A 13,092-nucleotide genomic window follows, 5' to 3' on the forward strand; every position below is an offset into this window, starting at 1 on the left:
ACAACAGCCTGCGCGCCATCGGCGAACGCGGGAACTCACTGCTCAAGACCACTTTCAAGGCGCTTCGCAACGTCAGCCTCGACCCGTGGCGAATCGGGAAGATCGTGGCAGCGGCCCTCGCGCTGCTGCACTTCGACCACGCCCGAACCACATGATTACCACCCGTGATCAAACCCTTGCGCGGAAAGGCTCAGTGGTAGATCCATGACTGTTCCTACCAGCCGACAGAGCCGGGGTTCGATGGGTGAGCACCGCCTCGACGGCGCCTGCGGACTCCAGCTGGGACAACAGCGACCAGTCAGGCAAAAGGGTGCGGGTCGAAGCTGATGCCGCCCCGTTCGGCCATCCTGAGCACCCGGTCGCCGTAGCGCGGGGGTCTGCGCACGTACAAGGTGTAGCGCGACGCCTGGAACCGTAGGTCCATGTCGCGCCCCTCCAGGTGCCAGCAATGGTCCTGCGCGCGCCCGGTTGCCTCCTCCTGACGCAGGCTCTTCAGCTCCAGCGGCAGGCACACGGAACGCAGGCTGCCGACGATGTCCCAGACGTTGTCGAAAATCAGCGTGGCCGGCGCCACCCAGTACCGAACATCCCGCAAGGGTCCGAACTCGACCCGGCGCACGATGTAGTCGAGGTCGAGATGCAGCAGCAGGTCTGACGGTGCGGTGGGGTCGAGGTCGTCGTGCTCCCGGTACCCCTCCGGGGTCATGTCGTCCCAGGGTGGACCCTCGTAGGCGGTGACGGCGAACGCGTGAATCCGGCAGAAATCCCACGGCATCTCCACCAGTTCCTCATCCGTCAAGGTGGCCTTCCAGAGACCGGACTCAGGATGCACAACTGTCTTCATAAAACGATTATCACCAAGCACATCGACAGCACCAGATGTCAGACATGGGCATTACCCACGACTTGAACAATTCGTCGTCCAACACCGAGCAGTCCGCCTGGATGTCACACCAGACTCGGCGCAGACCGAGCCAGCCGTCACTCACGCGGCGTGACGGTACCGCACAGGCCAAGATCAGGTACGCGCATCTGCCGCTGAGAACGCGCGAGCCGCTCGCGGCCCTCGACCACTGTGCGCGGCGGGGTGCCGTGGGCGGCAAGCAGCGCTGATGGTGGCTCAGGTCCAGACTGCCCTGGTCGGCGGCGGCCCGCCGACCAGGGCCACCGGTCAGCGGCGACCGGTGGCCAGGGCGACCAGGTACTGTCCGCCGCCCGCCTCGACACTCGCGGTCACCGGCAGTCCGGGCACCAGCCGGGAGAACCGGTCGACCAGCCAGTCCGCCGCCTCCTGGGCGTCCTTCCTGCTCGGACAGCGGGCGACCAACTCGCGGCCACCCTTGCGTTCGAGCCGCTCGGCGACGGTGATCAGCGGCGCGGGCTCCACCACATGCAGACGGTCCGGCCAGGCGATGACCACCTTGACAGCGCCCTTGCGGCTGTTGCAGGCACGGTGCGCAAGTCGCTCGGCGAGCTTGGCCTTCTTGTCGGCGGTGCGACTGTCGACGCTGGGACCACGCGCGTCGTTCACTGACATGTCGGCGTCGACCCGCTCGTCGCACACCCAGCATCGCCAGCCGTCACGCCTCGCGACGTCTTCGAGGAGACTCATCCGAGCAACCTAGCTTGTCAGCCCTCCGGAGTCAGACGCCGTGATCCTTCACCGCACCGACCGCTCATCACGGGACGCAAACCGCTGGCCACCGGCGGCGGCACGCGGTCGTGGCGATGAGGAGTCATCAGATGCCTTCCGTGGATACCCCCGCCTTCAGGCGGGGGAGGAAACGGATTGCCTGCGGAGCAGGACAGGGAAAGCCGGTTCGCCGCCAAGGCGAACAGGCGTCAGGTGTCTGCGGCGCGCGACTGAACATGTGTGCTGATCTCCGTGCGCCCGGCCGGTGACAACCAAGCCGGTCGGGCCTACCGCCGGACTGGCGGGAAGTGACGTCTGTGGAGACTGTGTAAGACCGATGGGCGGTACACCGTCCCTCGCCGGTATTCCGGATCGACTGCGGTCGGTGAGCAGAAAGCTCAACCCGCGAGGGTTGAATCCCCCTGCTTCAGCTGGGGGAGATGTCAACCGGATGAGTGTCGGGCCTGCTCCAGGTTCGACCGGTGAGGGCCGCAGAGCCAGTCCTGAGCCAGACGCGCGTCGACCGGTTCCTCTCCTCGCCGCAGCGCGTCGATGTACGCACGATCGGCGGCGAGGCGGGCCGCCACCTCGGGACCCACGGCAACGTTCCCGTGGCCGGGCACCAGGACGTCAACGTGGCTGGCAGCCTCACCCAGCCGGTCGAGCGCCCTCTCGTAGGCGCCTACCTGATCGGGGCGGCGAGGGTCTAGGAGCGGGATCAGGACGTCGGAGAGCATGTCGCCGGCGAGCAGGACGCCCCGGTCGGCGAGGAGGACCGCGGCGTGGCCGATGGCGTGCGCCTGATGCTCGATGATCTCGCCCGGCACGGGTCCCCCGTCCGTAGGCAGCGGGGAGAGGAGCCCGACAAGATCGAGCGGGATGCCCGACGCGCTCTCCGCCGCCATTGCCTGCGCCCGCTCCCGGGCGTGACTGGCAGCGTGGGCGCAGGCGGGGGTCGCGTAGCGCGGCACGTCGCCGAACCGGGTATGCCAGAGCAGATGGTCCCAGTGGGGATGGGTGGAGAATCCGGCGGCCACCGGAATGCCGAGCCGGTGCACGTCGTCGGCGAGCTGGTTCAGATCGGCACCGTCAATGCCGGGATCGACCAGAATCAGCCCGTCCTCGCCGCGTACCACGACGGCGTTGCTCCAGACCCACTCGCTCTGCCGGACCCAGACGCCGTCGGCCACCTGACTCAGCACTGGATCACTGTGTCAGGTGTCGCCGTCCCGTGCGAGTCGCGACGCCCTTCCGGTCCGGGTTCGGGACCGGCAGGCGTCCGCGAAACGCTCTCGCATGCCGCCGATCGACCATCACGGAGCTGCGGTGTCGCCCGGCGTACGATCGCGCCGGTAAGCGGACGCTGCTGGTGTGAACACATTCCCTTGCGCCCGTCAGCGACGGCGGAGCGGTTCAGTCCCACCAGAAGGACCACCAGGCCCGGTTGGTGAGGCTCTCGGCGTAACGCGTGAGCGTGTCCGTGCTGGACTGCCACACGTTGTCGGGGCAGAACGCGAAGTGTTCCGCGGCGACATGCAGCGCGTGTTCCGCGTCGGTGGGCGGCGCGGCAACGCTGAGGTAGAGCTCGGCTGGTCCGAGTCCGACGACTCGGGCACCGAACCGCTCTTCCCAGCTACGCAGTACCGCGCTGAACTTCGCGGTGTCATCGGATTCCTTCCGTGGATACTCCGGCCTTCAGGCCGGAGAGGAAACGGAACCCCTGCGGAGCAGGTCAGGGATAGCCGATCGGCCGTCAAGGCCGATAGGCGTCTGCCCGCAGACTCCCACAGGATCGGTTCCAAACAAGTGCACTACCTGGTTCGCTGTGCGCTTCTGTCGCGAGGATGGCGCCGTGGTGTATTCGCCGGCCGGCTGGCCGCTGTGCGGGGCGGGGCACGCGGTGGGTAGGCGTGGAGTCTCGGACGCCGGCAAAAAATCTCTCGGTGGGATGTCGAGAACGTGGGTGCGGCTCCGTCCCCGGTGCGAACTCGGCCACAATGGGCCATACCGCGCTGAGGAGAACATGATGGCCAAGTACCTGCTGCTCAAGCACTACCGGGGCGCGCCGGCGCCGGTCAACAACGTGCCGATGGACCAGTGGGCGCCGGAAGAGGTTTCGGCCCACATGCAGTACATGCGTGACTTCGCCGCCCGGCTGGAGGGCACCGGTGAGTTCGTCGACGCCCAGGCGCTCTCCCCGCAGGGCACGTTCGTCCGCTACGACGGCGAGGGGCGTCCGCCGGTCACCGACGGTCCGTTCGCGGAGACCAAGGATCTGATCGCCGGTTGGATGGTGATCGACGTCGAGACCTACGAGCGGGCGCTCGAGCTGGCCGGCGAGTTGTCGGCAGCGCCGGGTGCGGGTGGGAAGCCGATCCACGAGTGGCTTGAGGTGCGCCCGTTCTACGGCGAGCAGCCCACGGCCACCGGGTGAACGAGTCGCTGCTGCGGGAGTTGGTGCCCGCGGTGACGGTGTTCTCGTCCGTCGCGGAGCTGACTTCGCGGCGGCCGAGGACGCCGTGCAGGACGCCCTGGTCGAGGCGGTGCGCGGGTGGCCGGACGGCCCGCCGCAGGACCCCAAGGGCTGGCTGGTCACGGTGGCCTGGCGTAGGTTCCTCGACGCCGTCCGGGCCGACACCTCCCGCCGGCGGCGGGAGGAGCTGGTCGAGGCCGAGCCCGTGCCCGGCCCGTGCGCCGCGGTGGACGACACACTCCAGCTGTACTTCCTGTGCGCGCACCCGTCCCTGACACCGGCCTCGGCCGTCGCGCTCACGCTGCGCGCGGTCGGCGGTCTGACCACGCGGCAGATCGCGCGGGCCTACCTGGTGCCGGAGGCGACCATGGCCCAGCGGATCAGCAGGGCCAAACTCGATCCTGCCCTGCCCCGGTACACCGCCGCTGCGGCGTACCTGCACGAGCGTGACGGTGACCCGGTGACCGCAGCGCGGCTCTACGCCCAGGCCGCCCGGTCGGCGCCCACCATCCCCGAACGCGACCATCTCACGCGGCAGGCCGCCCGCCTCAACGTGCAACTGCGCGGTTGAGCGGCGGCCCGACGCAAGGAGCAGGTGCTGGGCTCGGATGCCGGCTCTTCACCGGTCGGTGGCGGGCAACGCGCTGCCGGACCCCGGTCCTGACGGGTCAGGCGCGGAGGTGGGTGAGGACGGCGAGGACCCGACGGTGGTGGGTGGTGGCGTCGGCGGGAAGGTCGAGCTTGGTGAAGATGTTGCGGACGTGCTTCTCGACCGCGCCGTCGGTGACCACCAGTGCCTGGGCGATGGCGGTGTTCGAGCGCCCTTCGGCCATCAGGGCGAGCACCTCCCGTTCGCGTGGGGTCAGGGCGGCCAGTGGGTCGTCGCGCCGACGCCGGACCAGGAGTTGACCGATGACCTCGGGGTCGAGCACCGTACCGCCCGCCGCCACCCGGCCCAGTGCGTCCAGGAACTCGTCGATCGCGGCCACCCGGTCCTTGAGCAGGTACCCGATGCCGCCTCCGCCGGGCACGCCGGTGGTGGCGAGCAGGTCGTCGGCGTACGACACCTCGACGTACTGGGAGAGCACCAGGATGGGGGTACGCGGTACCCGACGGCGGGCCTCCACCGCCGCCCGCAGCCCTTCGTCGGTGTGTGAGGGCGGCATCCGCACGTCCACCACCGACACGTCCGGCCGATGGGTCACCACCGCTTCGACCAGGGCGTCCCCGTCGCCGACGGCCGCCACCACGTCGTGCCCGGACTCGGTCAGCAGCCGGATCAGCCCTTCCCGGAGCAGTACGGCGTCGTCGGCGATAACCACCCGCATGGTTCCGGTGTCTACCACCTCGCCACCCGGCCGGGGTGGCCGGGGCGACCGGCAGGCGGCATCAGGTCGTGGCTCACCGGGGAAGGTCGGCGCGGATCTCGGTCGGGCCGCCGACCGGGCTGACCACGTGGAGCGTGCCACCGGCGGCGCGTACCCGGTCGCCGATCCCGCTCAGGCCGTGTCCCTTGGCCAGGTGGGCGCCGCCCACGCCGTCGTCGCGTACCGCGATCTCCAGCCGGTCGGTCCCGCCAGTCACCTCGACCTGGCAGGCGGCGGCTCCGCTGTGTTTGGCGACGTTGGTCAACGCCTCGGCCACCACGAAGTAGGCGGTGCTCTCGGTCGCCGGGTCCAGCCGGCCGGCGGGCGTACCCAGGTCGCTGTCGACGACCAGTTCGGTGGGGACCAGGGCGCGTGCGGCGAGGGCGGCCAGGGCGCTGGGCAGGCCCCGGTCGACCAGGATCGGCGGGGCGATGCCCCGGGACAGGGCGCGTAGTTCGGTCAGGGTCTCCCGGGTCTGGCTGACCGCCTCGTCCAGGGTCTGTCGGGCGGCCACCGGATCGTTGGCGAGCTGCTGCCGGGCCCGGCTGAGGTCCAGGGCGAGGCGGACCAGCCGCTGCTGTGGGCCGTCGTGGATGTCGCGTTCCAGCCGGCGGAGGGCGGACGCCTCGGCGGAGACGGCGGCCCGCTTCTGCTCCTCCAGGGCGCCGATCCGGTGGCGCATCTCGGCCACCGCGGTCAGCAGGGATCGGGTCAGGCCGGCATCGAACCAGGCGCAGGCCCGGGCCACCAGCGGAAGGGTGAGCAGGCAGAACAGGCCCATCGCGGTGTACAGGCCGACGCGCGCGGCCGTCTCGTCGCCCATCCCGAGGAGCTGGTTCAGGTCCTGGTTGTCGGGTCCGCGTGGAATGGCCCAGTCGTACGCGCCGTAGAGCGTGCCGCCCACGGCCACCGCCCACCAGACCACCAGCACCACGAAGGTCAGCAGCGCCAGCGGAAGCCGGATGAAGGCGTGCAACAGGTCGAGCCAGGACTGTAGGTCACGCATCGGCACCAGGACCCGCCGCCAGAAGCCCGCGCCTGGTCCGGGCGTCAGGTAGTCGGGGCGTACCCGGGGCTGGCGCAGCACGGTGGGCAGCCGCAGCCGTTCGATGTCGGCCAGCCCTCGGGCGGCGTACAGGGTGCCGGCCAGGACCGGCAGGCCGAGCGCGGTGACCAGCAGCCCGGCGGCGAGCGAGATCCCGGCCACCGCCAGGACGAAACCGATCAGTGCCAGCGGCAGGCCGGCGAGTACGTAGCCGGAGTCGTACAGGAACTGTCGGACGAGGCTGCGGTGGGGTGGGCTGGTGGAGGTCGGCGAGGTGGCCGGTGGTGCAGCGGTCATGCGCCCAGGCTATGGATCGGGTTTCGTTCGTCCCATCCTGCGCACCGGTCTCTTGAGGGTGGGGTTCTCCCTACCGTCCCACTCCCGACGGCCTGACGTCGACAACCGCCAGCGATCTCCGTCCAGGCGGTTTGCCGCAGATCGAGGGATCTGACCAGGTGACGATGCGGGAATCCCGGCTGGTCCCGGGGCTTTCCGCGGCGCCGGGCTCGACGCTGGGCGCGCCCGGCCGGCGGAGCTACCCTTGCGCGTCGACGTCACCCAGCGTGTGGTCACGCCGGTGGTCACGTGACACAACCTGCCCCGCCCACTCCCGTCGCACACCCCTCTCCCCCGGAGTTCCGGATGCACCGGTCGCTGTCCGACCTGACCGCGCGGATCGAACGCGCCCTCGACGAAAGGCTCGTCCCGGCCCTCTACCGGGACACCGCACCCGTACACGTCGAGGCGGCACACCTGCCGGGCGAGCCGGTGCCGGTGGGCGAAGGGCTGGCGATGGCGTACGGTCCCTTCGCGGTGGGCCAAGCGTGGGGACCTGCCTGGAGTACCACGTGGTTCCGGTTCACCGGTGAGGTGCCGGCCCGGATGCGCGGCGGCCGGGTGGAACTCCTCGTCGACCTGGGATTCGAGCGGGCCGGGCCGGGATTCCGGTCCGAGGGTCTGGCGTACACGGCCGACGGGACGCCGATCAAGGGCATCGAGCCCCGGACCGCGTACGTACCGGTCGCCCGGCCCGCCGCCGGTGGCGAGCGGGTCGAGGTGTACGTGGAGGCGGCTGCCAACCCCCGGTTCGACGGCAGCGTCTCCCCGCTCGGCGATCCGGACACGGTGCCCGACCGCCCGCTCTACCGGCTGGACCGGGCGGAACTCGCGGTGCTGGACGAAGGGGTACACGCCTTGGTCCTCGACGTCCAGGTCCTGCACCAGCTGGCGCTGCAACTGGCCGAGACGGACCCCCGGCGGCACGAGATCCGCCGCGCCCTGGAATTGATGCTCGACGAGCTCGACGTCGCCGACATCTCCGGCGGTGCCGCCGCCGCCCGGGCCCGACTGGCCGGGGTGCTCGCCTCCCCTGCCGTGCCGAGCGCTCACCGGGTCACCGCCGTCGGGCACGCCCACATCGACTCGGCCTGGCTCTGGCCGGTACGCGAAACCATCCGCAAGTGTTCCCGGACCTTCTCCAACGTGGTGGCCCTGGCGGACGAGTACCCGGAACTGGTGTTCGCCTGTTCCTCGGCGCAGCAGTACGCGTGGCTGCGGGAGCACCACCCGAAGGTGTACCGCCGGGTCGCGGAGAAGGTGGCCACCGGACAGTTCCTCCCGGTGGGCGGCATGTGGGTGGAATCTGACACGAACATGCCGGGCGGTGAGGCGATGGTGCGCCAGTTCACCCAGGGCAAACGGTTCTTCGCCGCCGAGTTCGGCGTCGAGCCTTGGGAGGTCTGGCTTCCCGACTCGTTCGGCTACTCGGCGGCTCTGCCGCAGCTCGCCCGGCTGGCCGGGTTCCGCTGGTTCCTGAGTCAGAAGATGTCCTGGAACCAGACCAACCGCTTTCCGCACCACACCTTCTGGTGGGAGGGCATCGACGGCAGTCGGATCTTCACCCACTTCCCGCCCGCCGACACGTACAGCGCGGAACTGTCCGGCAGGGAACTGGCGTACGGCGTGCACAACTTCGCCGAGCACGGACGGTCGACCGTGTCGTTGCTGCCGTTCGGCTACGGGGACGGCGGAGGCGGTCCGACCAGGGAGATGCTGGAGACGGCCCGGCGGGTGGCCGACCTCGAAGGCTCGCCCCGGGTCACCATCCGCACGCCTGGGGAGTTCTTCGCCGAGGCGGAACGGGAGTTCCCGGACGCCCCGGTGTGGAACGGCGAGATGTACCTGGAACACCACCGGGGCACCTACACCAGCCAGTCGGCGATGAAACGCGGTAACCGGCGCACCGAGCACCTGCTGCGGGAGGCCGAACTGTGGTCGACGACTGCGGCGCTGCGGACCGGCTTCGCCTACCCGTACGCCGAACTCGACGCCATCTGGCAGGAGACGCTGCTGCTCCAGTTCCACGACATCCTGCCCGGCAGCTCGATCGCCTGGGTGCACCGCGAGGCGCGGCAGACGTACGCGAAACTGGCGGACCGGCTGGAACGGGTGATCGACGCCGCGCTCACCGCCCTGGCCGGCACCGGGTCGACGCCGCTGACGGCGAACGCCGCGCCGCACGAACGGGACGGCGTGCCGGCGCTCGGGGTGTCAGTGGGTCGGGACAGCGCCGCGCCGGACGTGTCGGTCCGGTCCGGACCCGATGGCACGGTGCTGGACAACGGTCTGCTCCGGGTGTGTCTCGGCCCCGACGGGACGGTGACCGCGATCCGTGACCTGGTCGCCGACCGGGACGTGCTTCGGCCCGGCTCGGTGGCCAATCTCCTGCAACTGCATCCGGACACGCCCAACAGGTTCGACGCGTGGGACATCGACGCCTTCTACCGTCACCGGTGCCGTGACCTGACCGAGGTCACCGCGCTCGTGGTCGAGGCGGACGATCCCCGGCAGGCTCGGGTCCGGGTGACCCGCGACGACCGGAACTCGGCGTATGCGCAGACCGTGTCGCTCTCGGCCGGCGAGCGTGTACTGCGGTTCACCACCGAGGTGGACTGGCACGAGCAGGACACCCTGCTCAAGGTCGCCTTCCCGGTCGACGTCCAGGCCGCCCAGTCCAGCTCGGAGATCCAGTTCGGCCACGTCCAGCGGCCGACCCACACCAACACTTCCTGGGACGCGGCGAGGTTCGAGATCTGCGCGCACCGGTGGTTGCACGTCGGGGAGCCGGGGTATGGCGTGGCGCTGGTCAACGACGGCACGTACGGCCACGACGTGACCCGCCAACCTCCTGGTGACGTGCAGGGGGCGCAGCCGACCACGGTGCGGCTCTCTCTGTTGCGTGGTCCCCGCTACCCTGACCCGAACACCGACCAGGGTGCGCACCGTTTCGGGTACGCGCTGGTCTGCGGCGCGCAGATCGCCGACGCGGTACGCGAGGGTTACCGGGCGAACCTGCCGATCCGTCGGCGCCTGGGCGCGCGACCGGTCGCCCCGCTGATCGAGGTGACCAACCCGGCCGTCGTGGTGGAGGCCGTGAAGCTGGCCGACGACCGGTCCGGCGACGTGGTCGTCCGGCTCTACGAGGCGCTCGGTGGGCGGGCCCGTACCCGGCTCACCGCGTCGTTCGACCTGTCCGAGGTGCGGGTCTGTGACCTGCTGGAACGGGTCAGTGCCGAGATCGGCGCGCTCGCCCCGGTTTCGGTCGCGGGCAACACGCTGGATTTCGCCCTGGGGCCGTTCCAGGTCGTCACCCTCCGGCTTCGCCCGGCGCCCGCCCCGCGCCGTTGATCGGTGATGAACCTGGCGTCGTCGTCCGGCCGGAGCAGGAGCAGGACCCCAGGTTCGTGACCGGTGTACGTCTGGCGTGGTCAGGGCAGGGCGTTCAGGAACGGCTCATGGCTGTTCATGAATTCCCAGCCGTAGTACCGATCCCAGTTGATGGACCAGGTCATGAGGCCGCGCAGGTTCGGTGACGGGCCGCCACGCAGGGCGTACCCGCCGCAGGATGTGCCGCGGACCAGGCAGTTGAGGGCGGCCTGGACCGCCGGGGGCGAGGTGAAGCCGTTGCCGGCGCTGACCGCGGCGGGGGTGCCGAACGCGATCTGGTCCTGGCGGAGGGCGGGGAACGTGAAGCCGGCGCCCGCGACCGGGAAGCCGGCGACGAGCATGTCGGTCATGGCGATGTGGAAGTCCGCGCTGCCCATGGTGTGGTACTGGTTGTCCAGGCCCATGATGGGCCCGGAGTTGTAGTCCTGGACGTGCAGGACCGTGATGTCGTTACGCAGGGCGTGGATGACGGGCAGGTACGCCCCGGCCCGCCGGTCGCAGCCACCGCAGTTGCCGCCGTAGAACTGGTATCCGAGCTGGACGAAGAACGTCTCGGGGGCCATCGTCAGCACGAATCCGCTGCCGTAGCGGGCTTTCAGGGTCTTCAGGGCGGAGATGAGGTTGACGATGACCGGCGTGGTCGGGCTGGCGACGTTGTTGTCGCCCGCGTTGAGGATCAGTGAGTGGCCCTCGAAGTCCACGTCCAGGCCGTCGAGGCCGTAACGGTCGATGATGGCGCTCACCGAGCTGACGAACGTGTCCCGGGCGGCCGTGCTGTTCAGCTGCACCTGGCCGTTCTGACCGCCGATCGACAGCAGGATCTTCTTGCCCTGTGCCTGTTTGGCACGGATGGCGGCGGTGAAGTCGGCGTCGCTTTCCACGTTCGGGCATTCGGTCACGGGGCACCGGTTGAACCGGATGTCGCCGGAGGCCACCGATGTCGGTTCGCCGAAGGACAGGTTGATGATGTCCCACGCCGCTGGCACGTCGGCCAGCCGTGTGTAGCCGCTGCCGTTGGCGAAGCTCGCGTGCAGGTAGCCGATCAGCGCGTGCTTGGGCAGTCCGGTGTTGCCGCATCCCGCCGTGGTCCCGCTCACCGGGCTGCTCCTGGCCGACTCACCGTTGGCGTTGTACGCCGTGACGGTGTACGAGTGGGTCGCGCAGGCGGTCAGTCCGCTGACCGTCGCGGTGGTGCCGGTTCCCGTGGCGACCCGGGTCGTGCCTTCGTAGACGTGGTATCCGGACGCACCGCTGGATGCGGTCCACCGCAACGAGATCGACGTGTCCGTGGTGCCGGTGACGGTCAGGCCCACCGGAGTCGGGGGTGTCGTCGTGCAGCCGGTCGTGGTGATGGTGACCGTGCCGGACTTCGCCGACTCACCGGTGGCGTTGTACGCGGCCACGGCGTACGTGTGCGTCGCGCAGCGGGCCAGGCCGGTGATCGTGGCGTTCGTCGCGGTCGTGTCGGCCCGGACGGCGGCGCCTTCGTAGACGCGGTAGCCGGTCACGGTGCCGCTCGACGCACCCCAGGACAGCGCTACCGACGTGTCGGTGGTCGCGCCCACGGTCGGGGTGCCGGGTACGCCCGGCGGCGAGGCACCGCCCGGACCGTCGAGTGAGATGTCGTCGGCGAGGTACGCGCCCTGGCCGTACCAGCCGTGGGTGTAGACCTCGACGCTGGTCTGGTTGGCCGCCGTCGTGAAGTTCACGGTCAGCTGGGTGTAGTTAGCCGCGCTCGGTGTCCACGTCGACGCTCCGCCGGTGACGCCGAGGTACACGTAGTTGCCGCGGACCCACCCGGTGAGACGGTATGCCGTGTTGGGCAGCACAACGACGGTTTGGGCGCATCGGGCGGTGTCGGAGGCTGACGTCGCGCCCTGCAGCGCCTTCGTGCCGGTGTGCACGGGTGCGGTGACGACCGAGCCGAGGCTGCAGGTCCAGGGTGTGAGCGCGCCCGATTCGAAGCCCGGGTTGCCCAGCAGGTTGGCTGCGGCGGCGGGGGCGGCGCCGACGATCACGCCCGCCGCGACGGTCAGGGCCGTCGCCGACGCCGCAAGGAAATATCGAAGACTGTTCATCCAATTATTATTAGGAAAGTTTACTAATATTTCTACGGTTCCACCCATCGATCGCCAACAAACGACTTGATCAGCAGCTCCCTGAGCCGACCAGCATCTGGACACTCCCCTGCCCAGGACGTCGAGGCCCCATACAGCCCCCACAGAGCCGCCACCATCCCGGCTCACCGGAACTCGGACAAGCCCTGCCCCAGCCGGTGTCGGCGGTACTGCGGCTGGAGCTGGCCGAACGCGAGTCCGTTCTCGTCCAAGGCGTTGTACAGAGTCAACCAGCCGTCCGTAAAGCGCAGACCGACAGCGACGGCGCCATCCGCCGGGTCTCCGCCAGCCCATTCGAGAAGTTCGATCCCCTCAAGCCGCTGCCCACGCCGGGCAGCCAACACGGCGGGAACATCATCGCGCCAGACCAACCGGAAGCCGTCCGATGTCGGCCACACCGGTGGCCGGGTCACGTCCACCGAGTTCCAGGTGATCGACACGTCATCGAGCTTCTGGTGATTGACTTCCAGACGCTCCCCGGCGAAGTCGAACACCACCGGGCAGTCGGCAAACCACTCGTCGCGCCCGGTATCCCACACCACCCACGGACCCGTCAACTCACGGCCGACAAGCCCACCCAGGCGCTCTCCATGATGCTTCGCGACCTCGTCTTTCCCGGTCAACCAGCGCGGCTGATACCCGTCGATACCGAAGTCGAACACCGGCCAGGGTGTGTACAACTAACGGCTGATCGACCGATCAAGGGAGAGACGCCAGATGACGACCGAGAC

General features: G+C 69.6%; 8 protein-coding genes and 5 pseudogenes. 4 read left to right on the top strand and 9 right to left on the bottom strand.

Features of this window, described 5'->3' with window-relative positions; genetic code table 11:
* Window positions 1–155: pseudogene (locus V6U90_RS30890) on the top strand (IS5/IS1182 family transposase); the annotation flags it as partial.
* A 143-nt stretch (window positions 156–298) separates the two neighbouring features.
* On the opposite strand, the gene V6U90_RS30895 reads toward V6U90_RS30890, so the two are convergent.
* The 4 genes and pseudogenes from V6U90_RS30895 to V6U90_RS34075 all read right to left on the bottom strand — a co-directional run.
* Window positions 299–844: a hypothetical protein gene (locus V6U90_RS30895; protein ID WP_334444284.1), complete on the bottom strand. Its 546-nt coding sequence runs from the start codon at window positions 842–844 to the stop codon at window positions 299–301.
* Window positions 845–1,171: 327 nt separating this feature from the next.
* Window positions 1,172–1,612 carry a hypothetical protein gene (locus tag V6U90_RS30900; RefSeq protein ID WP_334444286.1) on the bottom strand — a complete coding sequence of 147 codons (441 nt, stop codon included), beginning with the start codon at window positions 1,610–1,612 and terminating at the stop codon, window positions 1,172–1,174.
* A gap of 464 nt (window positions 1,613–2,076) precedes the next feature.
* Window positions 2,077–2,835: an MBL fold metallo-hydrolase gene (locus V6U90_RS30905; protein ID WP_334444288.1), complete on the bottom strand. Its 759-nt coding sequence runs from the start codon at window positions 2,833–2,835 to the stop codon at window positions 2,077–2,079.
* Window positions 2,836–3,046: 211 nt separating this feature from the next.
* Window positions 3,047–3,295, bottom strand: a pseudogene (locus V6U90_RS34075) (DUF4253 domain-containing protein); the annotation flags it as partial.
* A 364-nt stretch (window positions 3,296–3,659) separates the two neighbouring features.
* Between V6U90_RS34075 and V6U90_RS30910 the strand changes: the two are divergent.
* Both V6U90_RS30910 and V6U90_RS30915 read left to right on the top strand, forming a co-directional pair.
* Window positions 3,660–4,067: a YciI family protein gene (locus V6U90_RS30910; protein ID WP_334444290.1), complete on the top strand. Its 408-nt coding sequence runs from the start codon at window positions 3,660–3,662 to the stop codon at window positions 4,065–4,067.
* Window positions 4,064–4,677, top strand: a pseudogene (locus V6U90_RS30915) (sigma factor). Before V6U90_RS30910 ends, V6U90_RS30915 begins: the two are co-directional and overlap by 4 nt.
* A 97-nt stretch (window positions 4,678–4,774) precedes the next feature.
* Here the strand turns inward: V6U90_RS30915 and V6U90_RS30920 are convergent.
* Together V6U90_RS30920 and V6U90_RS30925 are read right to left on the bottom strand one after the other, a co-directional pair.
* A complete protein-coding gene (locus tag V6U90_RS30920) occupies window positions 4,775–5,434 on the bottom strand; it encodes a response regulator transcription factor (protein ID WP_334444292.1) in 660 nt (219 codons plus the stop codon).
* 73 nt (window positions 5,435–5,507) lie between these two features.
* Window positions 5,508–6,815 carry a sensor histidine kinase gene (locus V6U90_RS30925; protein ID WP_334444294.1) on the bottom strand — a complete coding sequence of 436 codons (1,308 nt, stop codon included), beginning with the start codon at window positions 6,813–6,815 and terminating at the stop codon, window positions 5,508–5,510.
* A 345-nt stretch (window positions 6,816–7,160) separates the two neighbouring features.
* On the opposite strand from V6U90_RS30925, the gene V6U90_RS30930 reads away from it, so the two are divergent.
* Complete coding sequence (locus tag V6U90_RS30930; RefSeq protein ID WP_334444296.1) at window positions 7,161–10,205, top strand: alpha-mannosidase; 3,045 nt, start codon at window positions 7,161–7,163, stop codon at window positions 10,203–10,205.
* 80 nt (window positions 10,206–10,285) lie between these two features.
* Here the strand turns inward: V6U90_RS30930 and V6U90_RS30935 are convergent.
* The 3 genes and pseudogenes from V6U90_RS30935 to V6U90_RS30945 all read right to left on the bottom strand — a co-directional run.
* Window positions 10,286–11,412, bottom strand: a pseudogene (locus V6U90_RS30935) (chitinase); the annotation flags it as partial.
* Window positions 11,393–12,370, bottom strand: a pseudogene (locus V6U90_RS34080) (fibronectin type III domain-containing protein); the annotation flags it as partial. The pseudogenes V6U90_RS34080 and V6U90_RS30935, both read right to left, overlap by 20 nt.
* A gap of 116 nt (window positions 12,371–12,486) precedes the next feature.
* Window positions 12,487–13,023, bottom strand: a complete 537-nt coding sequence (locus V6U90_RS30945; RefSeq protein ID WP_334444298.1) for a hypothetical protein — start codon at window positions 13,021–13,023, stop codon at window positions 12,487–12,489.
* Window positions 13,024–13,092: the final 69 nt, after the last annotated feature.

The organism is Micromonospora sp. CPCC 206060 (genome assembly GCF_036906895.1).
Classification (GTDB): domain Bacteria; phylum Actinomycetota; class Actinomycetes; order Mycobacteriales; family Micromonosporaceae; genus Micromonospora.